This window comes from Herbaspirillum sp. 1173 (assembly GCF_031455335.1).
Classification (GTDB): domain Bacteria; phylum Pseudomonadota; class Gammaproteobacteria; order Burkholderiales; family Burkholderiaceae_D; genus Herbaspirillum; species Herbaspirillum huttiense.
Genome location: NZ_JAVDSP010000001.1, coordinates 288,652 through 312,528, shown reverse-complemented (window position 1 = coordinate 312,528; position 23,877 = coordinate 288,652). Strand labels below are relative to the sequence as shown.

At 62.2% G+C, this 23,877-nt stretch carries 23 protein-coding genes and 1 tRNA gene; 10 read left to right on the top strand and 14 right to left on the bottom strand.

The window, feature by feature from the left end:
- Positions 1 to 22: 22 nt before the first annotated feature.
- Positions 23 to 682, top strand: coding sequence for an amino acid ABC transporter permease (locus J2X56_RS01510; protein WP_199900340.1), 660 nt, complete (start codon positions 23 to 25; stop codon positions 680 to 682).
- A 98-nt stretch (positions 683 to 780) separates the two neighbouring features.
- On the opposite strand, the gene J2X56_RS01505 is transcribed toward J2X56_RS01510, so the two are convergent.
- A complete protein-coding gene (locus J2X56_RS01505; protein ID WP_039788314.1) occupies positions 781 to 1,062 on the bottom strand; it encodes a hypothetical protein in 282 nt (93 codons plus the stop codon).
- A gap of 189 nt (positions 1,063 to 1,251) precedes the next feature.
- On the opposite strand from J2X56_RS01505, the gene ompR reads away from it, so the two are divergent.
- The 3 genes from ompR to J2X56_RS01490 are packed head-to-tail and all read left to right on the top strand — an operon-like array spanning position 1,252 to position 3,971.
- The gene (ompR, locus tag J2X56_RS01500; RefSeq protein ID WP_039788315.1) at positions 1,252 to 2,010 is read left to right on the top strand and encodes a two-component system response regulator OmpR; all 759 of its coding nucleotides are present in this window, start codon (positions 1,252 to 1,254) and stop codon (positions 2,008 to 2,010) included.
- A gap of 37 nt (positions 2,011 to 2,047) precedes the next feature.
- Positions 2,048 to 3,409, top strand: a complete 1,362-nt coding sequence (locus J2X56_RS01495) for an ATP-binding protein (protein WP_310157623.1) — start codon at positions 2,048 to 2,050, stop codon at positions 3,407 to 3,409.
- The gene (locus tag J2X56_RS01490; protein ID WP_310157620.1) at positions 3,402 to 3,971 is read left to right on the top strand and encodes a flagellar protein FlhE; all 570 of its coding nucleotides are present in this window, start codon (positions 3,402 to 3,404) and stop codon (positions 3,969 to 3,971) included. The genes J2X56_RS01495 and J2X56_RS01490 overlap by 8 nt, the downstream gene beginning before the upstream one ends.
- A 14-nt stretch (positions 3,972 to 3,985) precedes the next feature.
- Here the strand turns inward: J2X56_RS01490 and radA are convergent, their stop codons facing one another.
- On the bottom strand, positions 3,986 to 5,371 hold the full coding sequence (gene radA, locus J2X56_RS01485; RefSeq protein WP_034329257.1) for a DNA repair protein RadA: 1,386 nt from the start codon (positions 5,369 to 5,371) through the stop codon (positions 3,986 to 3,988).
- Positions 5,372 to 5,454: 83 nt separating this feature from the next.
- The gene (gene alr, locus J2X56_RS01480; protein WP_310157617.1) at positions 5,455 to 6,534 is read right to left on the bottom strand and encodes an alanine racemase; all 1,080 of its coding nucleotides are present in this window, start codon (positions 6,532 to 6,534) and stop codon (positions 5,455 to 5,457) included.
- A 268-nt stretch (positions 6,535 to 6,802) separates the two neighbouring features.
- Between alr and lplT the strand changes: the two genes are divergently transcribed.
- A complete protein-coding gene (gene lplT / locus J2X56_RS01475) occupies positions 6,803 to 8,074 on the top strand; it encodes a lysophospholipid transporter LplT (RefSeq protein ID WP_310157615.1) in 1,272 nt (423 codons plus the stop codon).
- A gap of 33 nt (positions 8,075 to 8,107) precedes the next feature.
- Here the strand turns inward: lplT and J2X56_RS01470 are convergent, their stop codons facing one another.
- Genes J2X56_RS01470 through tsaB form a run of 4 tightly spaced genes read right to left on the bottom strand, consistent with a single transcriptional unit; the run spans position 8,108 to position 11,364 of the window.
- On the bottom strand, positions 8,108 to 9,118 hold the full coding sequence (locus J2X56_RS01470; RefSeq protein ID WP_310157613.1) for a DUF1853 family protein: 1,011 nt from the start codon (positions 9,116 to 9,118) through the stop codon (positions 8,108 to 8,110).
- A gap of 13 nt (positions 9,119 to 9,131) precedes the next feature.
- The gene (locus tag J2X56_RS01465) at positions 9,132 to 10,154 is read right to left on the bottom strand and encodes a uracil-DNA glycosylase (protein ID WP_310157611.1); all 1,023 of its coding nucleotides are present in this window, start codon (positions 10,152 to 10,154) and stop codon (positions 9,132 to 9,134) included.
- Positions 10,151 to 10,648: a ribosomal protein S18-alanine N-acetyltransferase gene (gene rimI, locus J2X56_RS01460; protein WP_121039916.1), complete on the bottom strand. Its 498-nt coding sequence runs from the start codon at positions 10,646 to 10,648 to the stop codon at positions 10,151 to 10,153. The genes J2X56_RS01465 and rimI overlap by 4 nt, the downstream gene beginning before the upstream one ends.
- A complete protein-coding gene (gene tsaB, locus J2X56_RS01455) occupies positions 10,645 to 11,364 on the bottom strand; it encodes a tRNA (adenosine(37)-N6)-threonylcarbamoyltransferase complex dimerization subunit type 1 TsaB (RefSeq protein WP_204725412.1) in 720 nt (239 codons plus the stop codon). The genes rimI and tsaB overlap by 4 nt, the downstream gene beginning before the upstream one ends.
- Before the next feature lie 111 nt (positions 11,365 to 11,475).
- Between tsaB and J2X56_RS01450 the strand changes: the two genes are divergently transcribed.
- Positions 11,476 to 11,904, top strand: coding sequence for a thioredoxin family protein (locus J2X56_RS01450; RefSeq protein WP_034329278.1), 429 nt, complete (start codon positions 11,476 to 11,478; stop codon positions 11,902 to 11,904).
- Positions 11,905 to 11,941: 37 nt separating this feature from the next.
- Here J2X56_RS01450 and J2X56_RS01445 read toward each other — a convergent pair whose 3' ends face one another.
- Positions 11,942 to 12,853, bottom strand: a complete 912-nt coding sequence (locus J2X56_RS01445; protein ID WP_039788330.1) for a LysR family transcriptional regulator — start codon at positions 12,851 to 12,853, stop codon at positions 11,942 to 11,944.
- Positions 12,854 to 13,102: 249 nt separating this feature from the next.
- Between J2X56_RS01445 and J2X56_RS01440 the strand changes: the two genes are divergently transcribed.
- The 3 genes from J2X56_RS01440 to J2X56_RS01430 all read left to right on the top strand — a co-directional run bounded on the left by J2X56_RS01440 (position 13,103) and on the right by J2X56_RS01430 (position 15,400).
- The gene (locus J2X56_RS01440) at positions 13,103 to 13,381 is read left to right on the top strand and encodes a DUF4148 domain-containing protein (RefSeq protein WP_310157601.1); all 279 of its coding nucleotides are present in this window, start codon (positions 13,103 to 13,105) and stop codon (positions 13,379 to 13,381) included.
- Between the two features lie 528 nt (positions 13,382 to 13,909).
- A complete protein-coding gene (locus tag J2X56_RS01435; RefSeq protein ID WP_006462578.1) occupies positions 13,910 to 15,163 on the top strand; it encodes an aspartate kinase in 1,254 nt (417 codons plus the stop codon).
- 143 nt (positions 15,164 to 15,306) lie between these two features.
- Positions 15,307 to 15,400 (top strand) — tRNA-Ser (locus tag J2X56_RS01430).
- Between the two features lie 264 nt (positions 15,401 to 15,664).
- Here the strand turns inward: J2X56_RS01430 and sodC are convergent.
- The 6 genes from sodC to rph all read right to left on the bottom strand — a co-directional run bounded on the left by sodC (position 15,665) and on the right by rph (position 22,593).
- Positions 15,665 to 16,201 carry a superoxide dismutase family protein gene (sodC, locus tag J2X56_RS01425; RefSeq protein ID WP_134135274.1) on the bottom strand — a complete coding sequence of 179 codons (537 nt, stop codon included), beginning with the start codon at positions 16,199 to 16,201 and terminating at the stop codon, positions 15,665 to 15,667.
- A gap of 259 nt (positions 16,202 to 16,460) precedes the next feature.
- Positions 16,461 to 18,533, bottom strand: coding sequence for an EAL domain-containing protein (locus J2X56_RS01420; protein ID WP_310159339.1), 2,073 nt, complete (start codon positions 18,531 to 18,533; stop codon positions 16,461 to 16,463).
- Positions 18,534 to 18,538: 5 nt separating this feature from the next.
- Positions 18,539 to 19,738: an EAL and HDOD domain-containing protein gene (locus J2X56_RS01415; RefSeq protein ID WP_121039905.1), complete on the bottom strand. Its 1,200-nt coding sequence runs from the start codon at positions 19,736 to 19,738 to the stop codon at positions 18,539 to 18,541.
- A gap of 141 nt (positions 19,739 to 19,879) precedes the next feature.
- Positions 19,880 to 21,124: a radical SAM family heme chaperone HemW gene (gene hemW / locus J2X56_RS01410; RefSeq protein WP_039788337.1), complete on the bottom strand. Its 1,245-nt coding sequence runs from the start codon at positions 21,122 to 21,124 to the stop codon at positions 19,880 to 19,882.
- Positions 21,121 to 21,711 (bottom strand): RdgB/HAM1 family non-canonical purine NTP pyrophosphatase, encoded by a 591-nt coding sequence (rdgB, locus tag J2X56_RS01405; protein ID WP_121039900.1) that lies wholly within the window; start codon positions 21,709 to 21,711, stop codon positions 21,121 to 21,123. Before rdgB ends, hemW begins: the two co-directional genes overlap by 4 nt.
- Before the next feature lie 153 nt (positions 21,712 to 21,864).
- A complete protein-coding gene (gene rph / locus J2X56_RS01400) occupies positions 21,865 to 22,593 on the bottom strand; it encodes a ribonuclease PH (protein ID WP_039788342.1) in 729 nt (242 codons plus the stop codon).
- A gap of 315 nt (positions 22,594 to 22,908) precedes the next feature.
- Here rph and J2X56_RS01395 point away from each other — a divergent pair, with 315 nt between their 5' ends.
- On the top strand, positions 22,909 to 23,823 hold the full coding sequence (locus tag J2X56_RS01395; protein WP_209569086.1) for a YicC/YloC family endoribonuclease: 915 nt from the start codon (positions 22,909 to 22,911) through the stop codon (positions 23,821 to 23,823).
- Positions 23,824 to 23,877 lie beyond the last annotated feature (54 nt).

Sequence of the window (23,877 nt, the reverse complement as noted above, 5' to 3'; positions counted from 1 at the left end):
TAATTTTTTTATTCGAATGCTTATGGAAATCCTCGAACTGCTGCAGCAAGCCGCCCCGACCCTGGCCAAGGGCGTGGGCTACACCCTGCTCTTCGCGCTGGCCTCGATGGTCGGCGGCCTGGTGCTGGGCTTCGTGCTGGCGGTGGCACGCATCGTTCCCTGGCGGCCCATCCACTGGCCGGCTGCCGTGTACGTCAGCATGATGCGTGGCACGCCGCTGCTGGTGCAGATCTTCGTGGTCTATTACGGCTTGCCTGGGATCGGGATCGAATTCTCGCCGCTGACAGCGGGTGTACTGACCCTGAGCCTCAATGCCGGCGCTTACCTCTCGGAAAGCTTGCGCGGCGCCATCCTGGGCGTGACGCATGGGCAGTGGAATGCATCTTACAGCGTGGGACTGACGTATTTCCAGACGCTGCGCTACATCATCGTGCCGCAGGCAGTGCGCATAGCAGTGCCCTCGATGAGCAATACCCTGATCAGCCTGATCAAGGATACCTCGCTGGTATCAGTCATCACGGTGACCGAATTGATGCTGGCGACCAAGGAAGTCATTGCGGTGACCTTCCGCCCGCTCCCGCTGTATCTGGCGGCGGCAGCCATTTACTGGATCCTGAGCCTGTGCTTCGAAGCCTTGCAGCACCGGCTGGAGAAGCGGCTGGGCAAGGCGCACCAGCACTGATCGCCCGCCCCAAGGAAAAAAGCCCGAATGCGATGCACTCGGGCTTTTTCGTCAGCTTTTTGTTGACCGGGGCGGGAATCTTTTCATCCGCGCGGAACTCAACGCTTGACGCGGTAGATATCCTGGCCGACTTCATTGATCTGGCGGCGCAGTTCGCGGCGTTCATCGGCACTGAGCTTGCCGTTGCGGCGCTGGTCCTGGTCGCTGGCGATCTGGTTGCGGTGATCTTGCGGGTTGAAGTCACCGGCATGCTGCCTGAAGTCGCCCGGCTGCCCCGGCATCGGCCGGCCGCCCTGCGGAGGGCCAGCCAGCGCGGCCGCTCCCACACCGAGCGCCAGCATCGCTGCAAGACATAGCTTGTTGACGACTGCAATCTTCATAATGCGATTTTTTCCGGAGACAGAGAATCAGGGAAGAGAAAGCGGTATCGACGTTGCTTTCCCGACGTGATTCCAGTTTAGGCCGCAGGCCGCGATGGTATAAGATGATTAAGGTAAGGTATGTAACAGTTTGTAATGGATCAACAGCCCCGACTTGCTCAAAATCGCCAAGACGCTACCATAGGCAACATGAATACGACCAACGGCAATACTAATACGACAACATCCGCCAATCAATTCAAAGTGTTGGTGGTGGATGACGACATCCGCTTGCGCGACCTGCTGCGCCGCTATCTGACCGAGCAGGGTTTCAACGTGGTCACGGCGGAAAACGCCCAGGCCATGAACAAGCTCTGGATCCGCGAACGCTACGACCTGCTGGTGCTGGACCTGATGCTGCCCGGCGAAGATGGCCTGGCCATCTGCCGCCGCCTGCGTGGTGCCGGCGACCAGACACCCATCATCATGCTCACCGCCAAGGGCGAGGACGTGGACCGCATCATCGGTCTGGAAATGGGCGCGGACGACTACCTGCCCAAGCCCTTCAACCCGCGCGAACTGGTGGCGCGCATCAATGCGGTGCTGCGCCGCAAGGGTCCGGATGAACTGCCGGGTGCGCCTTCGGAAACCCCGGAAACCTTCGAATTCGGCGACTTCATCCTCGACCTGGGTACCCGTACCCTGAAGAAGAACGGCGAAACCATTTCCCTGACCACCGGCGAATTCTCGGTACTGAAGGTATTTGCACGCAACGCCCGCCAGCCGCTGTCGCGTGAAAAGCTGATGGAAATGGCGCGCGGCCGCGAATATGAAGTTTTTGACCGCAGCCTGGACGTGCAGATCTCGCGCCTGCGCAAGCTGATCGAACCCGATCCGGCCAATCCGCTGTACATCCAGACCGTGTGGGGCCTGGGCTATGTCTTCATCCCGGAAGGGAAACCGCGCTGATCTCCCGCTTCACCCCTGACCTGCAGGCCGTTTGCCGATGAAAACCCGCCCTCAATCCGGATGGTTCAGCAACGGCCTGTTCTGGCGCACCTTCTTCCTCCTGACCTTCCTGATCACCGCCAGCATGGTGGCCTGGGTGGCCAGCTTTCGCATGGTCGAACGCGGACCGCGTGCGGAACAGCTGGCCGCGCAGATCGTCTCGGTGGTCACCATCACCCGTGCGGCACTGACGCACTCGGCCCCCGAGATGCGCCGGGAACTGCTGTTCGACCTGGCCAGCAATGAAGGTATCCGCATCTATCCGCTGGAAAAGAGCGACCGCATCGTCCCGCCCGAGGACTCGCCCATCATCCCGGAACTGGAGTACTACGTGCGCCAGTCGCTGGATGAGAACACCATCTTCGCCTCCAGCGTGAATGAAGTGGAAGGCTTCTGGATCAGTTTCAATATCGACGATGACCAGTACTGGCTGATGCTCGACCGCGGAAGGCTGGACCGCACGTCCGGCCTGCAATGGCTGGGCTGGGGCTCGATCGCGCTGTTCCTGTCGCTGATCGGTGCGGTCTTCATCTCCACCCTCATCAACCAGCCGCTGGCGCGGCTGACGGCGGCCGCTCGCGCCATTGCCAAGGGCCGCCAGCCCGAGCCGCTGCCGGAATCCGGCCCGACCGAGATCGAGGAAGCCAACCGCAGCTTTAACCAGATGGTGGCCGACCTCAATCGCATCGAATCGGATCGCGCCCTCATCCTGGCCGGCATCTCGCACGACCTGCGCACGCCCCTGGCACGCATGCAACTGGAAGTGGAGATGGCCAACCTGTCCGATGAATCGCGCGACGGCATGCATTCGGACCTGGCACAGATGGACAGCATCATCGGCCAGTTCCTCGACTACGCGAAGCCATTCGATGCCAACAGTCTGGAAACCATCGACCTGGCCGGCGTGCTGGAAGACGTGGCCGCCAAGTCTGCGCGCCTGTCGGACGTGAAGCTCACTACCGAGATCGCGCCCGCCACCGAAGTCGCCGGCAATGGCACCGAGCTGGCGCGTGTCTTCAGCAACCTGATCGAAAATGCGCGCCGCTACGGCAAGACCCCCGGCACCGACTGCGCAGAAATTCATCTGCGCAGCCGCATCGAAGGACATCAGGTGGTGGTGGAAGTGTTCGACCATGGCTCGGGCGTGCCCGAGAGCGAGTGCGAACGCCTGCTGCGCCCCTTCACCCGGCTCGATACCGCACGCGGCCAGGCCAATGGTTCCGGCCTGGGACTGGCGATCGTCAACCGCATCGTGCTCAAGCACAATGGCAAGCTGCTGTTGAAGGGACATGAAGACACCCACGGCGGCCTGCTGATCCAGATTTCCCTGCCCTTGAAGGGCCATCGCCGCCATGCCTGAGCGGTCCCTCCACTGGCGGCACCTGCCCTGCCTGCTGGCAGCCGCCCTGCCCGTCCTGGCCATGGCCCAGACCTATGCGGATCGCAACCTGAGCATGCCCGCTGCCGGCAGTGAGGGCAGCAAGCGTCCCATCGTGATCATTTCGCCGGTCATTCCAAACGGTCCCTCACCGCTCAGCATTGCCCCGCCACAGGGCGGTCCGGCAGGGGCTTATGCTTCCGACGAGCCAGGCCCGGACATCCGCGCCCGCAACGCCGACTACATCACGCAATTCAAGGTGGTGGGACAGATACCGGCCGGCGCAATCATCCGCAAGGTCAGCTGGCGCTATACGCTGGCCAGCAAGCCGCCCGGTTTCGAGGCCAAACTGTGCTGGAAGCATGCCGGGGTATGCTGGGACGTAAGCCAGGCCAATGCCGGCAGTACCGAATTCTTCAATGGCCGCGACGCCGGCCAGCCTTTCCAGCTGCACTACAGCGTGCGCGGAACGGCCCGCACAGGTGAACCGCCCATCAAGGGCGAAATGAACCAGGTCATCGTCACTTTCGACGCGCCAGGCTGATTCAGTGATCCGGTTCAGGCAGCGTAATCGTCGATCTCGCGCGCCTTCTGCAGAGCATCGTCGATGCGCTCCACCGGAATCACCTTCAATCCCTCAATAGCCTGCTTGGGTGCATTGGCCTTGGGGATGACCGCAATCGAGAAGCCCAGCTTGGCGGCCTCGCGCAGCCGCTCCTGGCCGCGTGGCGCTGGGCGGATCTCCCCAGCCAGGCCCACTTCACCGAACACCACCAATCCGCGCGGCAAGGGCTTGTTGCGCATGGAGGAATTGATCGCCAGCAGCACCGCCAGGTCGGCCGCCGGTTCGGTAATCTTCACCCCGCCGACCGCATTGATGAAGACATCCTGATCAAAGGCCGCCACGCCCGCATGCCGGTGCAGCACCGCCAGCAGCATGGCCAGGCGGTTCTGCTCCAGGCCGACCGACAGGCGGCGCGCGTTGGGAACGTGCGAGCTGTCCACCAGGGCCTGGATTTCCACCAGCAGCGGACGCGTGCCTTCCTGAGTCACCATGACGCAGGAGCCGGGGACCTGGTTTTCGTGCTGCGAAAGGAACAGCGCCGAAGGGTTGGAGACCCCTTTCAAGCCCTTCTCGGTCATCGCAAACACGCCCAGTTCATTCACGGCTCCGAAGCGGTTCTTGAAGGCGCGCACCAGGCGGAAGCTGGAATGCGTATCGCCTTCGAAGTACAGCACCGTATCGACGATGTGCTCCAGCACGCGCGGACCGGCCAGCGCGCCTTCCTTGGTGACATGGCCGACCATGATGATGGTGATGCCGGAAGTCTTGGCCACCCGCGTCAGTTGCGCCGCGCATTCGCGCACCTGCGCCACCGAGCCGGGAGCCGAGGTCAGTGCATCGGAATAAATGGTCTGGATGGAGTCGATCACGGCCACTTCGGGCTTGTGCTCGGCCAGCGTGGCGAGGATCTTTTCCAGCTGGATCTCGGCCTGCAATTGCAGTTCACGGGCATCCACCGCCAGGCGCTTGGCGCGCAAGGCGATCTGCGAACCGGACTCTTCGCCGCTCACATAGAGTACCTTCTTGAGCCGGGAGATATTGGCCAGCGCCTGCAGCAGCAAGGTCGACTTGCCGATGCCGGGATCGCCGCCGATCAGCGCCACTCCGCCCGGCACCAGGCCACCGCCCAGCACACGGTCGAATTCCTCGATCCCAGTGCCAAAGCGCGGCACGTCGATCGCTTCGATATCGGCCAGGCTCAGTACCGGTGCGGTCTGCGCCAGGCTTTGCGGCGTCGACGAATAGCGATTCCCGCCACCGCTCTCCACCAGCGTCTCAACCAGGGTATTCCACTGGCCGCAGGCCGGACACTGGCCGGCCCATTTGTTGCTGACCCCGCCGCATTCGGTGCAGGTGTAATTGGTCTTGACCTTCGCCATCGTCGCCTTGCTGCTTTCTGCTCTACTTGGGTATGCCTGCTGAGCCTTCCCGGAAATCTGCCAGGAAGTTCATCTTTTTTCGTTCAGTCCACTTCACGTACCGCCACCCGTGGGGCCAGTGCGCACATCAGTTCATATCCGATCGTACCCGCCGCAAATGCGACCTCATCGATGGGCAATTGCTGGCCCCACAGCTCGACGCGACTGCCCACGCTGGCGCCGGGAAGTTCGGTCAGGTCCACGCACAGCATGTCCATCGAGACCCGCCCGACGGTGCCGGTCTTGATACCGTCGACCAGCACGGGCGTGCCGGTCGGTGCATGGCGCGGATAGCCGTCGGCATAGCCGCAGGCGACCACGCCGATACGCATCGGCTTGTCCGCCACGAAGCGGCTGCCGTAGCCTATGGCTTCGCCCGGGGGGATGTCCTGCACGCCGATGATCTGGCTTTCCAGCGTCATCGCCGCGCGCAGTCCGAAGTCGGCGGCACTGCCACCGCCCGGGGTACCGCCGTACAGCATGATGCCGGGGCGTACCCAGTCATGGGCCAGCTCGCCATGCATCAGGTCGGCAGCGGAATTGCAAAGGCTGCGCGGACCCGGCAGCCCTTCGGTGCCGGCCTGGAAGCGGCGTACCTGCTCGGAGAGCGGCAAAGACGGGTTGAGCGCATCGTCGGCATTGGCGAAGTGGGTCATCATGGTGATGCTGCGCACGCTGGCGATCTTGCTCACGCGCGCATGGGCGGCGTGAAAGGCCTCGGGCTTGAAACCCAGGCGGTTCATGCCGCTGTTCATCTTCAGGTGCACATGGAAGGCGGCTTCGGTGACGAATTGTTCCAAAAGCGCGATCTGCTCATCGCAATGCACGGCGAACTGGATGTCGTGGCGGGCCAGCACCGGCAGGTCCTCGGCATCGAAGAACCCTTCCAGCAACAGGATGGGCTTGGTCCAGCCCAGCTCGCGCAGGCGAACGGCATAATCCGGTTCGACCAGCGCCAGGCCGTCGGCATCGGCGAAACCGCGCATGGCGCGTTCCAGCCCGTGACCGTAGCCATTGGCCTTGAGCACGCCCCAGACGCGGGCGTTGGGCGCATGGGCGCGGGCGACGGCAAGATTGTGTTGAAGTGCAGAAATGCTGATGGAAGCGACGATCGGTCTTGGCATGATATCCAGTGGCAGTAACGAGGGCAGATGGCTCACAGAGGGCGTTCGCGGGTAGGCGAACGGCCGATCTCGGCTGGCAATGCGCACGGCGAGCGGCAAGGCCGCCATGGGCCTGCCTGTCGCGGTTCGCCCGGAAGTTTTTGTCCAGCGGGGAACAAGCGGGCATTTTACCGGACGAACATCTTTATGGTTTGACTTATGACGGAGCGTGCATGGTTTCATGGTATAAAGCTACCCGGACATCATTTGTTATACATCTTGGACAGGGATGAATCGCGGTTTCTATACCATCATGGCGGCGCAGTTCTTTTCGTCGCTCGCCGATAACGCGCTGCTGATCGCCGCCATCGCCCTACTTGCCGAAATGCATTCGCCAGCGTGGATGACCCCGCTGCTGAAGCTGTTTTTCGTGCTTTCCTATGTGCTGCTGGCGGCGTTCGTGGGCGCCTTCGCCGACGCCTTCCCCAAGGGCAAGGTCATGTTGATCACCAACATGATCAAGATCGTCGGTTGTTCCCTCATGTTCTTTACCGTGCATCCGCTGCTGGCGTATGCCGTGGTCGGATTCGGCGCGGCGGCCTATTCACCGGCCAAGTACGGGATCCTCACCGAACTGCTGCCGCCGGAAAAACTGGTCGCGGCCAACGGCTGGATCGAGGGGCTGACGGTGGGCTCCATCATCATGGGCACGGTCCTCGGCGGGGCACTGGTCAATCCCAAGATTTCAGCGGTGATCCTCAGCTTCGACTTCCCGATGGTCGACCTGCCCATTGACACCCCCACCGAAGCGGCCCTGTGCATCATCTCCTGCATCTACATCGTCGCCGCCCTCTTCAACTTCTACATTCCTGATACCGGTGCCCGCTACGAGCACCAGGAACGCAATCCCATCCGTCTCATCGTCGATTTCGCCGGCTGCTTCACCACCCTGTGGAAGGACAAGCTCGGCCAGATTTCGCTGGCCGTGACCACGCTCTTCTGGGGCGCGGGGGCGACATTGCAGTTCATCGTCCTGAAATGGGCGGAAAAGTCGCTGCACATGCCGCTGGACAAGGCCGCCATCCTGCAGGGTATCGTCGCCGTGGGTGTTGCCCTGGGTGCAGTGGCCGCCGCCCGCTTCGTGCCGCTGAAAAAATCGCTGACCGTCATGCCGCTGGGCATCATCATGGGCCTCGTGGTGATGCTGATGACCACCACCACCTCGGTGTGGGTGGCCTACCCGCTTCTGGTGATCGTGGGCGCGCTGTCGGGCTACTTCGTGGTGCCGATGAACGCCCTGCTGCAGCATCGTGGCCACGTGCTCATGAGCGCAGGCCATTCGATTGCCGTCCAGAACTTCAACGAGAACCTCTCGGTGCTGACCATGCTGGTGCTGTATGCCTTCATGGTGCGCATGAACCTGGATGTGAATACCGTCATCATCATCTTCGGCTCCTTCGTGGCCGGCATCATGTATCTCATCATGCGCCGCCATGCCGCCAACCAGCGCGAGCATGACTCGCTGGCGCTGATCGGCGAGGACAAGCATCCCCACCACTGATTTCACGATGGATTGAAGGTCTGGACCGGCGGTTCAGACCGGCACGATGGCGTGCTGCACCGTTGCGGCGGCACGCGCTTCCCACTGCGGCGGCACGACGAAGCCGCGCATCACTTCCAGCCATTCCGGTTCGGTGCCCTCCTGCAGGCGGCATTGCGCCACCATGACCGGACTGTCGTCGGCACTGAACATGTCTTCCAAGGTGCTCCGCAGCTGTGCCAGGGTCATGCCCTGCCCGGCTGGAAGGCGCGCCGGTGCCAGCCAGGACAGGCGCGGCAGGACGGCATAGCACATCGTCTCTTCTTCAATACGCGGCAGCGAGGCCGCATCACACCAGAATCCCCGGCAATGATCGGCAGCAATGCCCATGGTGGGCGGCAAGCTCAGCGCCGCATCCAGCGGGTAGAACAGCCATCCCTTGACGAGGGCGCGCGCCGCTACGACAGGAGCCGGCAGTACCGCCTGGGCCGCCGGATGTTCGGAAAGCTTCAGTTGCTGCCGCATGATCTTGCGCATCTTGCGGCCCAGCGAATCGGCCAGGTTGGGACCGACGAAGGTATCCGCCTGCGCCGTGGCGGCCAGCTCCCGCGCCTGCAAGAGATAGAACTTGGTGGCGAACTCCCAATGCACGACGCCGGCATCGCTTTCCGCCTCAGGGGAACGGATCAGGAAATCGAATTCGCCCAATGTTTCTCGCGTCGGACCCTGATTGCGGACCTGCAAATTGGCGGCGACCAGGCAGTCCTGCTGGCGCAGATAGAAACCGAGCAGCTTTTCGGCGTACCGGCCCAGGCGTCCTGAGGGCTGTTGCGCCAGGTGGGCGTGCAAGGCGGCATTCATGGCCGGATCGTATTGCAGGTCGTGCAGCCAGCCGGCCACCTCGGGTGACAGCTGGCCCAGCGTGGCGACCCGGCCCTCCCAGCAGACGGCCTCCGGTGCCAGCAGATCGGGCGCATACAACAGCCAGGCCAGTGCGCGCACGTGCGGATCCCGCAGATCGGGCCAGCGCTGGTGGAAACGCGCCTGATGCGAGCTCAGGTCCATGCCGGCCATCGCTTCAGCGGGCTTGCGCAGCGTAAGTGCTCATGGCCAGGCACAGGTCGGCCCAGGCCTTGCTCTTGTCGGTGAGCGTGCGCAGCAGATAGGCCGGGTGGTAGGTCACCACCAGCGGCAGGTCATGATAGCGATGCACCGTGCCGCGCAGACGCGAAACCGGCGTGGCCGGATCCATGCCCAGCAGCGAAATCGCCGCCGTCTTGCCCAGTGCTACCAGCACGGTCGGCTGGATCAGTTCGATCTGGCGCTGCAGATAGGGCAGGCAGGCGGCCACTTCCTGCGGCGAGGGCGGACGGTCGCGGCCGTTGTCGTCGGTGGGACGGCATTTGACGATGTTGGCGATGTAGGCATTCTCACCGCGCTTGACGCCCATGGAGAGCAGCATGTTGTCCAGCAGCTTGCCGGCAGGGCCGACGAAGGGTGCGCCCTGCTGATCCTCGTTGCGGCCCGGGCCTTCGCCGATGAAGAGCCACTTGGCCTTTTCATCGCCTACGCCGAAGACGGTATTCTTGCGGCCTTCGCACAGTCCGCAGCGGCGGCACTCAGCAACCTGCTGCTTGAGCTGCGGCCAGTCCATGGCCTTGATGCGGGCAATCATGGGGTCGACGGCAGGGACGTCTTCCTCGTCGTCGCCCTCAGGGATCAGCATGGGTTCCAGCGCAGTACCGAAGTCCATCTCGTCCAGCCAGGAAGGCGGGCCGCCCTCTTCCTCGAGCGGCGCACGCGGACGGGCGGGGGCGGCGGGAGCCGGACGAGCAGCAGGAGCAGCAGGCGTGGACGCTTGCACCACAGGAGCAGCGACGGGCGGCTTGGATTGAGCCACGACGGGTTCAGGCGCGATGACCTTGGGCGCGTCGACAGGGGCAGCGGGCGCGGCCGTTTCCTGAGCAGGTACTTCCGCCTGCGCGGCCTGCACCTCTTCCACCGCCAGCTCACGCCGCACCCAGACCGGGCCAATGCCCAGCGCATCCAGCAGGGCCAGGGAGGAGCCGAAGCCCGGATCTTGTTTCAATTCTTCATTCATAAGGGCAGACTCATGACGATAGCCCCTTCTCGGGTCTGGTTGGCGGCGGGATAGTAATTTTTGCGCCGCCCGATTTCAGTAAAGCCGTACTGGCGATAGACCTTGGCGGCATGCACGTTGGACTCACGTACTTCCAGCAACATGGTCCGCATGTGGTGCAGGCGTGCCAGCCCGGTCGCCTGGTCCAGCAGCCTGCGGCCCAGGCCCTGGTGCTGATGCAAGGCGGCCACGCTGATATTGAGCAGATGGGCTTCATCCACGGCCAGCATCACCAGGAAGTAGCCCAGCAATTCGCCGTGGGCATCCCGCAGGGTCTGCGCCTGGTAGCCGCTGTAGAGCGAATCCTGAAAATTGCCGCGCGTCCAGGGATGGGAGTAGACGGCCTCTTCGATCCTGACCACCGCATCCAGATCGCTCGCACCCATGGCCGCAAATTGCAGCCGCCCGTAGCGCGGATGCGAGACAGGCAGCGACACGGCCAGTTGCTCGCTCATGCCACACCCTTGGCCGCATCGCGCACTTCGCGCTCGGCCGTGGTCAGGGCCACCTTGTTGCGCAGATAGAGCGGCTGCGCCTGCTGCGCCGGCAAGGCCAGGCCGGCGCTGAAATGCACCTGGCCCAGCGTTGCCACCTGGCGCGCGTGCGGCATGGCCTGCGGCTGCACACTGGCGAAGGCCGCCGTGCAGAAGTTGGCGCTGAAATGCTCGGCATACACCGACAAACCATTGCCGCAGGCATGGGGGCGACCTTCGACCGGTACCTGAGCGGCAGACGACAGGGCCGGTTCGGCCAGCGTCTCCCAGCCGCCATCGGCACGAGCACGGTAGCGCGCCCAATAGACTTCACCCATGCGGGCATCGAGGACGGCCAGCACATCGCTGGCCTGCGGATTTTCATCACGGCAGGCTTGGGCCGCCGCTTCCAGAGTCACCACGGGGACCACCGGACGGTCACAGCCAAAGGCCAGCCCCTGCACCACGCCGCACGCCGTGCGCACGCCGGTGAAGGAGCCGGGGCCCACGCCAAAGGCCAGCGCATCGCATTGCGACAGCGCCAGGCCGGCATCGGCCAGCAATTGCTGGATCATGGGGAGGATGGCGTCCGAGTGCGTCTGGGTACCAGCGGACTGGCGCGCAATCAGTTCGCCCTGGTAGAGCAAGGCCGCCGAGGCCAGCTCGGTGGAGGTTTCAATGGCAAGAATCGTGGACATCCCGCTATTTTACCGTGCGGCGCGCAATTGTTCGGAGCGTTCGCATCTAACGTGAGCCTTTGTGCGGCAGCGCAAAACCCTTCGCGCCGAAGGGGGTAAAATAAGCGCGCCATGTCCTACCAGAAATTAGACCAAACCAACCGCCGCCCGCTCGCCGAGGCGCTTCGCAACGACACCTGGGTCGTGGCCTGCCTGTGCGCGAACTGGTGCGGCAGCTGCCGTGAATATGAAGCCGCCTTCCAGGCCTGGGCGGCCCGCTATCCGCAGCATCACTTCGTGTGGATCGATATCGAGGACCAGGCCGACCTGGTCGGCGATCTCGACATCGACAACTTCCCTACCCTCCTGATCGAGCGCGGTGCCACGGTCGCCTTCTTCGGCCCCATGGAACCGGACACCCGCCTGGCCGAGCGCATCCTGCTGGCCCAGGTCGACAAGAGCGACGCCGATCTGCAACGTGAAGCCGCCAGTTCCGCCGAGCGCCGCACCTGGCAGGAAGATTGCAGCCTGCTGGACAAGCTGGCTGATGTGATCGGCTGAAGTTTCCCTCAACGCGCGTCGCTTCTGGTTGCGTACTTCAGGTCAGCCAGGGATCGGTTTCCGGGTGCGGGAAGCGCGCACTGATGAAATCGGCAAAGCTGCGCACCTTGGCCGACAGCAGCCGGCGGCTCGGATACACCATCGAAATCACCACCTGCCCCATGTCAAAGCCGGGCAGCACCTGTACCAGCTTGCCGCAACGCAGGTCATCGCCCAGCGAGTAGGAGGGCCGCAGCACGATACCCATGCCAGCCAGTGCCAGGTCACGCAAAAGCACGCCGCTGTTGGAGACCACCTTGCTGACGATGGGCACATCCATCACGCCGGCCTCAGTATTGACATGCCAGTGATGGCGCAAATATTCATGCGAGAAGTTCAGGCAGCTGTGGCGCGACAGGTCTTCGGGCTGTGCGGGCGCTCCGGCGCGCTCCAGGTAGGCAGGTGAAGCACAAAGGATCACCTTGGCTACACCCAGCTGTCGCACGATCATGCTGGCATCAAACTTTTGCATGCTGCTGAAGAATCCGATATCGATGCCTTCCTCCACCAGGTCGATGGAGCGGTCGGAAAGATAGACGTCCAGCCCCACGTCAGGATAGATCCCGGCATAGGCAGCCAGCATCTCGCCCAGTTGCGACTGGCCGAAACCGGCATTGGAATAAATCGCCAGCGTCCCGGCCGGACGTTTGGTTTCCATGGATACCAGCGCTTCGGCATCATCGACCTCGGCCAGGATCATGTGAACCCGCTCCAGATAGGCCTGCCCGGCCTCCGTAAGCGAGAGGCGGCGGGTCGAGCGATTGAGCAGGCGGGTCCCCAGGTGTGCCTCCAGATCGGCGATGAAACGGGTTGCCACCGCATTGGAAATGTCCAGCAACTCGGCGGCACGGACGAAACTGCCCTGCTCCACCACCTTTGCAAACACCCGCATTGATTGCAGACGATCCATTTTTCAAGTCCCTGATTGTTCCACAAAGAGAAATAGTCAATTCCGATTAAACCTATTTTTCTTTGTCTTCGCAATATTTACACTTCAGTCATCGGTTAGCGCAACGCAACAAAGCAACAAGATCGCGCCGACCGGCTTCACCAGGTCGCCCACGAGTGGGCTTTCCCCACAAGGAGAGCATGGATCACTCCCGCGACTCGCCGGCCCTGGAGAAGAGCAACCCCACTTACCCAAACAGAGGACATTATCATGAACATCAAGAACATCATCGTTGCCGCCTCCCTGCTCGCCGCTGCTGGTGCCGCCATGGCTGAAGCTCCGTATCCGCCGGAAACCCCGTTCCACTCGACCCAGACCCGTGCTGACGTCAAGGCCGAACTGCAACGCGCCCAAGCCAATCACGAGATCGCCACGCGCAATGAATATCCCATCATCCGCCAAGCCCCCTCGCAACTGAGCCGCCAGGATGTCGCCAACCATGTGCAACAAGCCAACAGCGCAGCACAAAGCCTGTATAGCGGCGCTTGATCGGAACCGATCCGCATCCGATGTCCGGATGGACCGATTCCGCCACGGCAGTGTTCCGCACCGGCGCATGCCCCGCGTTGAACGTGAATGAACGCGAACGAATGCCGACCGCCTGCGTCCGAACCACCGTGCCAGGATGAAGCTATACCGCAGCAACGCACTACCCGCAGTACCGCAGTCCCCGTACCGCAGCACCACCTGCCATGCCGCCACGTCTTGCCGGGCGCATGACAGCTGGTGCACCAGCCTCCCTCCTCCCCACGTTTGGCTCCCCTTCTTTTTTCACTGATCGCGCCCTGGTCGCAAGCGACGTGCATTCTCACCGCATGAGCCGGCCAGATCGTGCATGACTGATGCATTCAATGCGCTTTTTTGCTGCGATGCGACATGCAAAAATCCCCGGAAAACCTTGTCAAACCGAGCTTTTCCTTGAGATTTTGGCGCACCGCATGTAAAGTCAAGGGTTTGTTCCTTCCCGCCTGGCTCAGGGTTTTCTTGTCAAAGTCGGGCCACCTTTTTTTATCCCCTATGGCTTTATACGTTCACAAATACGGCGGCACCTCGATGGGCTCAATCGAGCGCATCCAGAATGTCGCAAAGCGCGTTGCCAAATGGCACGACGCCGGCCATCAGATCGTTGTCGTGCCTTCGGCGATGTCTGGTGAAACCAACCGCCTGCTGGGCATGGCCAAGGAAATCATGGCCCAGCCCGACGGCCGCGAACTGGACATGCTGGCCTCGACCGGCGAACAGGTCTCGGTGGCACTGCTGGCCATCGCCCTGCAGGCACTGGGCAAGCAAGCCGTCTCCTACGCCGGCTGGCAAGTCCCCATCAAGACCGACTCGGCCTTCACCAAGGCGCGCATCCGCTCCATCGATGACGCCAAGGTCCGCAAGGATCTGAACGCTGGCAAGATCGTCATGATCACCGGTTTCCAGGGCGTGGACGCCGACGGCAACATCACCACCCTGGGCCGTGGCGGCTCGGACACCTCGGCCGTGGCCGTGGCCGCTGCCATCAAGGCGGCGGAATGCCTGATCTACACCGACGTGGATGGTGTCTACACCACCGACCCGCGCGTGGTGAGCGATGCCCGGCGCCTGAAGACCGTGACCTTCGAGGAGATGCTGGAAATGGCGTCCCTGGGTTCCAAGGTCCTGCAGATCCGCTCCGTGGAATTCGCCGGCAACTACAAGATGCCGACCCGCGTGCTGTCGTCGCTGACCGACCCGCTCACGCCGCTGGCCGAAGAAGCCGCCTCCGGCACCCTGATTTCGTTTGAGGAAGACAAGAACATGGAACAAGCAACCATCACCGGCATCGCCTTCAGCCGCGACGAAGCCAAGATTACCGTGCTGGGCGTCCCCGACCGTCCGGGCATCGCCTACCAGATCCTGGGCCCGGTGGCCGACGCCAACATCGAAGTGGACATGATCATCCAGAACCAGTCGGTGGAAGGCAAGACCGACTTCACCTTCACCGTGCCGCGCGCCGAATACGCCAAGGCTGTGGAAGTGCTCAACAGCAGCGTCAAGGCACACATCGGCGCAGCCGCCATCAATGGCGACACCAAGGTCTCCAAGGTCTCGGTGGTCGGCGTGGGCATGCGCAGCCACGTCGGCATCGCTTCGCAGATGTTCCGCACGCTGTCGGAAGAAGGCGTGAACATCCAGATGATCTCCACCTCGGAAATCAAGATCTCGGTGCTGATCGACGAGAAGTACATGGAACTGGCCGTGCGCGCCCTGCACAAGGCCTTTGACCTGGACAGCGCCAAGTAAATCACGCACCGCGCAAAGCGAAGACCGCACCGCTGAAAAAACAGTGATTTTTTGCAAGACCACTGTTGACCGGATGCAAATGAGAAGATATTATCTCGGTCTTCGCTGAGGCAACGCAGCAATGCGATAACAGCCTTCAGTGTGGAGACGTGGCCGAGTGGTCGAAGGCACTTCCCTGCTAAGGAAGCATACGGGCTTAAACCTGTATCGAGGGTTCGAATCCCTCCGTCTCCGCCAAAGCTTCAAATGAAAAACGGGTCCTGATGGACCCGTTTTTCATTTTCCCTTCCGGCTTTATCTCTTACTCGAAAAATCCCCGCTTGCACCGACTCGTTCAGGGCAACTTTAATTCTCGCTGCTGATTGGGTCCTGACTGAACCGGCAAATACCCCTCCATCTGAAGGTCAAGCAGCGTGACCACGGCGCGCGGATCGAACAGGAAGTGCGCCCGCTGGAACGCACTTCCTGATCCACATCCTGATGGAATGTCAGGACGAACGCTTACTGAATCACCCCGCACGCCAGTCGCACACCCCCGCCACCCAGCGGAGCCGGATGATCCGAGTGATTATCCCCGCCCACATGCACCATCAGCGCATGTCCGCGCACTTCGGCCAGCGTCTTCAGGCGCGGGGCCAGGACCGGATTCTCGGCCTTGCCATCGGCCGTCACATACAAGGCCGGCAAGTCACCCAGATGGCCTTCGCCATAGGGACCTTCATGCTTGCCGGTCTTTTGCGGATCCCAATGCCCACCGGCGGCCAGCGCCGGCTCCATCTTTCCATCCTTCTCCAGCGGCGCGCAGGAGGCATTCTGGTGCACATGGAAGCCATGCACACCCGCCGGCAAGCCCGACAAGGCCGGCTGGAACAGCAGCCCATAAGGCGTCTCGCTGATGGTCACCTCGCCCGCCGGAGACGCCACCCCTTGCGCGTTGACCAGGTTCAGCGCCACCTTGAGCGGCGCTTCGGCAGCCATGGCAGCCGAAGCCGCTGATGCGCCGGCCAGCAAGGCCAGCTGTGCAATACGTCGTTTCATGATCGTTCTCCTTCGTTGGTTGAAAGGTGAAGAATAGGCACTGACACGGCAGCAGGCCGAAAACCAGAAAAATCGCTGATGATATCTGGACAATATTCTCCCATCAGACCGAAAAACTTCGAGAGAATGCCCGAAGGGATTAAATCTCTCGCAACACGGCCTTCAGCATAGGACCGCATGCGGCGCAGGACAACAGGGAAATCTGGAAGAGAAGCAGCCAGTTGCCGGGCAGCGCAACACCACGCACCGGCGGCCAGCCTTATTGGTCGGGAAGGTCTTCAGCGGAAGCCGACGTTTCCGGCACAAAGTTGAGCTTGCGCCCCTCCAGCAGCATGGCGTGGAAATCCACCGCCGGAATCGGGCGCGAGAAGATATAGCCCTGCAATTCATTGCAACCGGCTTCGCGCAGGAAGTTCAATTGTTTCTGCGTCTCCACCCCTTCGGCGATGACCTTGTGGCGCAATTGCTTGGCGATGCCGATGATGGCGCTGGCGATGGCGCAGTCATTGGTATCGTCCGGAATGCCCATGGTAAAGGACCGGTCGATCTTGAGCGTATTGATGGGGAAGCGCTTCAGGTACGAGAGGCTGGAATAGCCAGTCCCGAAGTCATCCAGTGAAATCGTGATGCCCAGGCTGCAGATCTTTTCCATGATGGAAATGACCCGATCGGTGCTGTGCATCAGCATGCTCTCGGTGATTTCCAGCTCCAGCCAGTCGCCACTGAGCGAATGGCGGTTCAGCGCCGCACGCACGCGGTCCGGCAGCGAACGGGTGAATTCGCGCGCCGTCACGTTCAGGGCGATGCGGATCGGAGCCAGGCCGGCATCCCTCCACGAGCGCGCCTGGCGGCATACTGCGTCCAGCACCCAATCGCTCAACTGCACGATCAAGCCTGTTTCTTCAGCAATCGGGATGAACTCACCCGGCAAAAGCAATCCGCGCTCCGGATGCTGCCAGCGCACCAGGGCCTCGCCACCGGTGATCGCCAAGGTGTTCATATCCACCTTGGGCTGGTAGTACAGCAGCAATTCGTTGTATTCGAAGGCGTGCAGCAAACCGGTTTCGATGCGCAACAGATCCAGCGTGTTGCGATTCATCTCTTCACTGTAATAGACGTAGCCGTTTTCGTTGTTGTCGCCACCCTGCTTGGCCCGGTACATGGCGATGTCAGCCAGGCGCAGCAGGGTTTCGGTATCGGTCGCGTCTTCCGGATACATGCTCACGCCAATGCTGGCCCCCACGCGCAGCTCATGGCCGTCGATGAAGAACGGATCATCAAACACGGCCAGCAGCTTCTGTGCGACGAAGCCGGGATGGTAATCCTTGTCGATGTCGAACAGCGCTACCGCGAATTCATCCGCCCCCAGGCGTGCCACCACATCCTGCTCGCGCAAGGCGCGGCGCAGGCGGATCGCCACTTCCACCAGCAGCATGTCGCCGGCCACGTGGCCCAGCGTGTCGTTGATGGGCTTGAAGCGATTCAGGTCGATGAACATCACGCAGCCGTGCATGTTCTCATGCCGGGCTTCGGTCAGCGCCTGATCCACGGTGCGGGTGAGCAAGGTGCGGTTGGGCAGTCCGGTCAGGGCATCGTAGTAGGCCAGATGATGGATCAGCTTTTCGGCGTTCTTGCGTTCGGTGATGTCGTTGAGATAGCCGATCAGGCCAATCGGATGGCCGTGCTGGTCACGCATCACGGACAGCGACAGACTGGCCCAGAACACCTCGCCGGACTTCTTGCGGCGACGCACCTCCATCTCGCGGCCACCCTGCTCCAGGAACAAGTCGTGCAGCGAATCCTCTTCCTCTTCGTTCTCGTAGAGGAACAGCACGTTGCGGCCGATGGCTTCCAGCGCGCTGTAGCCGAACAGTTGCTCGGCCCCACGGTTCCAGCTGGTGATGAAACCGGCCGGGTCCATGGTGATGACCGACTCGTGCATCTGATTGAGGATCTGCGCCTGCTGCTCCAGCTTGGCTTCGATCTGGTCCAGCGAACGGGCGCGCTTGTCGGTCTCGGCGCGGCGCTGCATCAGGCGGCCGAGGAAAGCCGCCAGCATCGCCAGACGCGTGCGTTCCAGTTCGGTATAGGGGCGGGTCAGCGCCGGAAAGACGAAGTGGCCGAAGCGCGCGCCCTCATGCTCCACCACCTGGCACAGCCCGCTGGCCGACTCCGGCGGCGGGCTGACCACATAGCGGCCATCGGGACGCTTGAGGAAACCGGATGCAATCCCTCCGAGTGCCGCATGCAAGGCCATGCCTTGCAGGTTCTGCATGGCGTCCAGCAGTGCCGAACAGCATGCCAGATCGTCAGTGCCCACGGAGGAAATCATTGTCATCACGCCTCAGTGCTGACGCGCGTGGCCCAATTGAAGGCCTGGATCAGACAACGGCAATACACCTCGGCATCGAGACCGGCTGCATCAAGGTCGACATGACGCAGCGGAATGCGGCCATCTTCGGAGCGCTCGACCACGTTCAGCAGTTTGCCCAGCCGGCCGGTACGGTACACCAGCGCATTGACGATATCCACCGGCAGCTTGAGCGGCTCGATGATGTCGTTGAGCGGCATGCCCAGCAAAATATCCAGCAGCGAGAACATGCCGGTGATGAAGGCGCGGTCCAGTTCTTCCTGGGTGCAGTCCACCTTCTGCGCCATCGATTCCATCATCGCCGCGCGCGCCGCGGCACGCGGCAGCAGCGGATTGGCGGACTCGTCGCCGGGGAAGCGTGCATACAGCAGCAACTGCAGCCAGCGCTGCAGCTGGCGGCGGCCCAGCAGGTTGATGGCCTGGGTGAAATTGGTGATATGGGCCGAGAAACCGAAGGCGGCCGAGCTGACCAGCTTGAAGAGCTGATAGGACAAGGCCGGGTCCTGCTTCAGCAGGGATTCCAGTTCATTGGCATCGGCGTCGCGTGCCACCAGCTCCAGCAATTTCAGCAGGCGCGCACGGGAAATGGAATTCTTTTGCGACAGGCGGCTGTCGGGATGCAAGGCATAGTCGCCAGAGAACCAGCGGAAACCTTCCACCCGGCAGGCATCAAACTGAACGGCATCGCCCACGTTCTCGGCCAGGTGCGGGCCACGCAGGCGGTGCAGCCATTGCCCGGTTTCAGGCAGGTGCCCCACCCCGGCGTCCAGCGCCATCGATTCAACGAAGGGGAAAACGCTCGCGCCCTGCGCCGGCAAGCCATCGGCGATGATGGCGAAGCCGCGGCTGTAGAGCCAGTCCAGCGCATCGATCTTGCCCGGGTCCACGCAATGCTCTACCGGCACGCGCAATGCGAGCTGCCCTTGCGGGATTTCTTGCCGGAATTCCGGCGCGAAGACCGCAGGATCACGCACCGGGATGATGCAGCTCAGTCCGCCCAGTGCGTCGTGCAGATCAAATTCATTGAACAAGCGAGACAGCAAGGCGTTGTCGTCTTCGACCGCAGGTGAAATATGCAAGGACAGCGCGGTCCAGACGTGGTGGACGTCCGCAACGGGCTGCAAAAACACGAGTGGGAATGGAACGCTTTTATCCTGAACAGCCATATTTTTATCGTGGCGCGCCGCATTATTTGCTGAGACGCTCTGCAATGTTAAAAACATATTAACAAGTTTCCCAGCAGAATACTTAATTAAAATTAAATTTTTTCTAAATATACCCGATAAAAGCCACCTTGCAACATGGGTTTATTCTGACAAGAAAATTTCCTGCAAATCATTGAGAAAACGACGCCCAAGATCGGTCGGCCGGATCAAAGCGTGATCGCGATACAACATGCCTTTTTGCTCGGCCAGATTCAGTGATTTTTCGATCTGGTTCAGGCTCATGCCGGTCCGCTCGGCGAAGAGATTCGGTGAGAATCCTTCCGTCAGGCGCAAGGCGTTGAGCATGAATTCGAAGCCCAGGGCATCGCGGCCGATTTCCGCTTCTTCCTGGACAGGCGTGCCGGCTTTGGCATGCTCCAGATAGGACTGGGGATGCTTGTAACGCATCTGGCGCACGATGCGGTGCGGGAACGAGAGCTTGGAATGCGCCCCCGCGCCGATGCCCAGGTAGTCGCCGAATTGCCAGTAATTGAGGTTGTGGCGGGCGCGCCGCTTGGGCTGGGCATAGGCTGAGACCTCATAGTTGACGTAACCGGCAGCCGTGGTCAGCTCGGCAATCATGTCCTGCATGTCGGCGCTGGCATCGTCATCCGGCACCGGCGGCGGGTACTTGGCGAAGAGCGTATTGGGCTCCAGCGTCAGGTGATACAGCGACAGGTGCGGCGGCGCGAAGGCGATGGCCGTTTCGATGTCGGACTTGGCCTCTGCCAGCGTCTGCTGCGGCAGCGCGTACATCAGGTCGAGGTTGAAGTTGTCGAAGTTGGCCTGCGCGATCTCCACCGCCTTGCGCGCCTGGTCGCCATCATGGATGCGGCCCAGAGCATGCAGGTGCTGGCCGTTGAAGCTCTGGATACCGATCGACAGGCGGCTGATGCCGCTATCCCGGTAGGAGCGGAACTTGTCGGCTTCAAACGTTCCCGGATTGGCTTCCATGGTGATCTCGATGTCGCCATCGAAGGGCAGCAAGGTGCGCAGGTCCGACAGCAAGCGATCCAGACCGGCGGCCGACAGCAGGCTGGGCGTGCCGCCACCGATGAAGATCGTATGGATCTTGCGGCCCCAGATCAGCGGCAGCGACTGCTCCAGGTCGCTGCGCAGGGCATCCAGATAAGCTTCTTCAGGGAAACTGCCCTTGACCTCATGGGAATTGAAGTCGCAATACGGGCACTTGCGCACGCACCACGGGAAATGCACGTACAGCGACAGCGGCGGCAAAGCCGTCAGCTGCAGGCTGCCGGGCTTCAGGAAGGCCAGCGCGGCCTGAGCCGGGCCGCTGGCCGCCTGGCCAGCCGGGATATCGGCCGGGATCGGCTTGATGGGGATCATGCCAGCTTCTCGACCAAGGCACGCAAGGCCTGGCCACGGTGCGAGACGGCATTCTTCTCTGCGGCCGTCAGTTCAGCGGCCGTCTTGCCCAGAGAGGGCAGCAGGAAATAAGGGTCATAGCCGAATCCGCCCTGGCCGCGCGGCTGATCGATGATCTCGCCCTTCCATACGCCATCGGCGATGACCGGTTGCGGATCGTCGGCATGGCGCACGTAGACCAGCACGCAGTAGTAATAGGCGGACTTGTCGGCATGGGCTGCCAGATCGGCGATGAGCTTGGCGTTGTTGTTGGCATCCGACTTGGGCTCGCCGGCGTAGCGGGCGGAATAGACTCCGGGCGCACCGCCCAGGGCATTCACGCACACACCGGAATCATCGGCCAGGGCCGGCAGACCGGTCAGGCGGGCGGCGTGGCGGGCCTTGGTCAGGGCATTCTCGACGAAGGTGCCGAAGGGTTCTTCCGCTTCGGGCACGTCGAATTCGCCTTGCGGGCGCACGTCCAATCCGATGTCGCCCAGGAGACTGGCGAATTCCTTCAGTTTGCCGGCGTTGTTGGACGCCATCACGATCTTTTGCTTGGGTTGCATGTCTGGTCCTGATCTTGGCGAGGCGCACGGGATGGGCATGACAGCCGCTGCGCCCCAATGAAAAACGCCATGTCGATGGAGCACATGGCGTTTTTGTTCATATCGCTTCTAGGCGGCATTGTACGGCGATTTGCGCCGCGGCGTGGCCGGGGATTACAGGCCCAGGGCCTGCTTCTGCAAGCCGTTGAGCGTGGCGATGCCCTGCTGGGCCAGGTCCAGCAGGTTGTTGAGGGTGGCGCGGTCGAAGGCGGCGCCTTCGGCGGTGCCCTGCACTTCGACGAAATGGCCGCCGTCGGTCATGACCACATTCATGTCGGTATCGCAATCCGAGTCTTCCAGATAATCCAGATCGAGCACCGGGACGCCCTGGTAGACGCCGACCGAAATCGCGGCCACGAACTGCTTGACCGGAATGGTTTCGATCAGGCCGCGCGACTTCAGCACGTTGAAGGCGTCATAGGCGGCCACCATGGCGCCGGTGATGGCGGCGGTGCGCGTGCCGCCATCGGCTTGCAGCACGTCGCAGTCCAGCTGCAGGGTGCGTTCGCCAAAGGCTTCCAGGTCGAAGGCGGCACGCAGGGCGCGGCCGATCAGGCGCTGGATCTCCTGGGTACGGCCGGATTGCTTGCCCTTGGCGGCTTCGCGGTCCATGCGGGTATGCGTGGAGCGCGGCAGCATGCCGTATTCGGCGGTCAGCCAGCCCTGGCCCTTGCCCTTCAGGAAGCCGGGAACCTTTTCCTCGATGGAGGCGGTGCAGAGCACGCGGGTGTCACCGAACTCGACCAGCACCGAGCCTTCGGCGTGCTTGGTGTACTGGCGGGTCAGGCGCACGTCGCGCAATTGCGAAACGCTGCGGCCGCTGGGGCGATGGGAAGCTGTCATGGTGATCCTTGTCTTGGTCTGGGCGAGGCTGGGCGGATGGCGGGCGGCCAATTGGCCTCCAAAACCGCCGGTTTGATGTTTTTGATAGCGCGGCGCCGCGAAACTTCATTAAAATGCGGGCTCCGACCGGGTGGCACCCGGGCAGGCCGCACAGGCGGTGCCGGAACGTTCAAGTCCGGCATTGTAAAGGAACACGATGTCCGCCGTCGCGGCATCCTCCATTTACCTCTCTGGCCACCCTGCCCGCCCCGCCCGCAACCCTTATTCGCCGGCGCGCCCTGCTGCGCCGCCCGCCCGCTTTATGGAGTCCCGACCTTGACCATCTACAGCATGACCGGCTATGCCGTCACCACCCGTGAAACCACTGCCGGCACGGTCACCCTGGAAATGAAGAGCGTCAATTCGCGCTTCCTCGACCTGCAGTTCCGCATCAACGATGACCTGCGTGCGGTCGAACCGATGCTGCGCGAAGCCATCATGGGCCGCCTGGTGCGCGGCAAGGTGGAATGCCGCCTGTCCTTCGGCCGCAAGGTCGCCAGCGGCAACAGCCAGGCCCTGAACCACACCCTGGTCGGCCAGCTGGCCAGCCTGCAAGACCAACTGCGCGCGCAATTCCCCGATGCCGCGCCGCTGTCGATCAACGAACTGCTGCGCTGGCCGGGCGTGATGGAAGAAGCCGAGATCAGCCAGGACAGCCTGCAGGCCGATATCCTGGCCACGATGCAGCAGACCCTGGACGCCTTCGTCGAATCCCGCGCCCGTGAAGGTGCGGCCCTGCAGGCCGTGATCCTGGCCCGGGTGGATGCGATGGAAGCCATCGTGGCCCGCATCACCCCGCTGGTGCCGCAACTGGTCGAACAATTCCAGCAGAAGGCCACCGAACGCATGACCGAAGCTCTGGGCCTGGCCCTGCAGACGCAGAATGGCGCAACGCCGGTGGCCACCCGTGAGGAATCGCTGGAACGCATCCGCCAGGAAGTGACCCTCTACGGCATCCGCATCGACATCGCCGAGGAACTGGCACGCCTGTCGGCCCACCTGGGCGAAACCCGCCACATCCTCAAAAAGGGCGGCCAGGTCGGCAAGCGCCTCGATTTCATGATGCAGGAACTGAACCGCGAGGCCAACACGGTCGGCTCCAAGGCCGCCGTCAAGGAACTGGCCGATGCCTCCATGGAACTGAAGCTGCTCATCGACCAGATGCGCGAGCAGGTGCAGAATCTGGAATGACCCCAGCCGCACAGCCCCATTCCGACCGATATTGATTAGTTAAAAGACATTTTT

Excerpts from the sequence above, each read along its gene's own strand:
- J2X56_RS01510 (WP_199900340.1), top strand. The coding sequence starts at position 23 with ATGGAAATCCTCGAACTGCTGCAGCAAGCCGCCCCGACCCTGGCCAAG.
- J2X56_RS01505 (WP_039788314.1), bottom strand. The coding sequence starts at position 1,062 with ATGAAGATTGCAGTCGTCAACAAGCTATGTCTTGCAGCGATGCTGGCG.
- ompR (WP_039788315.1), top strand. The coding sequence starts at position 1,252 with ATGAATACGACCAACGGCAATACTAATACGACAACATCCGCCAATCAA.
- J2X56_RS01495 (WP_310157623.1), top strand. The coding sequence starts at position 2,048 with ATGAAAACCCGCCCTCAATCCGGATGGTTCAGCAACGGCCTGTTCTGG.
- J2X56_RS01490 (WP_310157620.1), top strand. The coding sequence starts at position 3,402 with ATGCCTGAGCGGTCCCTCCACTGGCGGCACCTGCCCTGCCTGCTGGCA.
- radA (WP_034329257.1), bottom strand. The coding sequence starts at position 5,371 with ATGGCGAAGGTCAAGACCAATTACACCTGCACCGAATGCGGCGGGGTC.
- alr (WP_310157617.1), bottom strand. The coding sequence starts at position 6,534 with ATGCCAAGACCGATCGTCGCTTCCATCAGCATTTCTGCACTTCAACAC.
- lplT (WP_310157615.1), top strand. The coding sequence starts at position 6,803 with ATGAATCGCGGTTTCTATACCATCATGGCGGCGCAGTTCTTTTCGTCG.
- J2X56_RS01470 (WP_310157613.1), bottom strand. The coding sequence starts at position 9,118 with ATGGACCTGAGCTCGCATCAGGCGCGTTTCCACCAGCGCTGGCCCGAT.
- J2X56_RS01465 (WP_310157611.1), bottom strand. The coding sequence starts at position 10,154 with ATGAATGAAGAATTGAAACAAGATCCGGGCTTCGGCTCCTCCCTGGCC.
- rimI (WP_121039916.1), bottom strand. The coding sequence starts at position 10,648 with ATGAGCGAGCAACTGGCCGTGTCGCTGCCTGTCTCGCATCCGCGCTAC.
- tsaB (WP_204725412.1), bottom strand. The coding sequence starts at position 11,364 with ATGTCCACGATTCTTGCCATTGAAACCTCCACCGAGCTGGCCTCGGCG.
- J2X56_RS01450 (WP_034329278.1), top strand. The coding sequence starts at position 11,476 with ATGTCCTACCAGAAATTAGACCAAACCAACCGCCGCCCGCTCGCCGAG.
- J2X56_RS01445 (WP_039788330.1), bottom strand. The coding sequence starts at position 12,853 with ATGGATCGTCTGCAATCAATGCGGGTGTTTGCAAAGGTGGTGGAGCAG.
- J2X56_RS01440 (WP_310157601.1), top strand. The coding sequence starts at position 13,103 with ATGAACATCAAGAACATCATCGTTGCCGCCTCCCTGCTCGCCGCTGCT.
- J2X56_RS01435 (WP_006462578.1), top strand. The coding sequence starts at position 13,910 with ATGGCTTTATACGTTCACAAATACGGCGGCACCTCGATGGGCTCAATC.
- sodC (WP_134135274.1), bottom strand. The coding sequence starts at position 16,201 with ATGAAACGACGTATTGCACAGCTGGCCTTGCTGGCCGGCGCATCAGCG.
- J2X56_RS01420 (WP_310159339.1), bottom strand. The coding sequence starts at position 18,533 with ATGATTTCCTCCGTGGGCACTGACGATCTGGCATGCTGTTCGGCACTG.
- J2X56_RS01415 (WP_121039905.1), bottom strand. The coding sequence starts at position 19,738 with ATGGCTGTTCAGGATAAAAGCGTTCCATTCCCACTCGTGTTTTTGCAG.
- hemW (WP_039788337.1), bottom strand. The coding sequence starts at position 21,124 with ATGATCCCCATCAAGCCGATCCCGGCCGATATCCCGGCTGGCCAGGCG.
- rdgB (WP_121039900.1), bottom strand. The coding sequence starts at position 21,711 with ATGCAACCCAAGCAAAAGATCGTGATGGCGTCCAACAACGCCGGCAAA.
- rph (WP_039788342.1), bottom strand. The coding sequence starts at position 22,593 with ATGACAGCTTCCCATCGCCCCAGCGGCCGCAGCGTTTCGCAATTGCGC.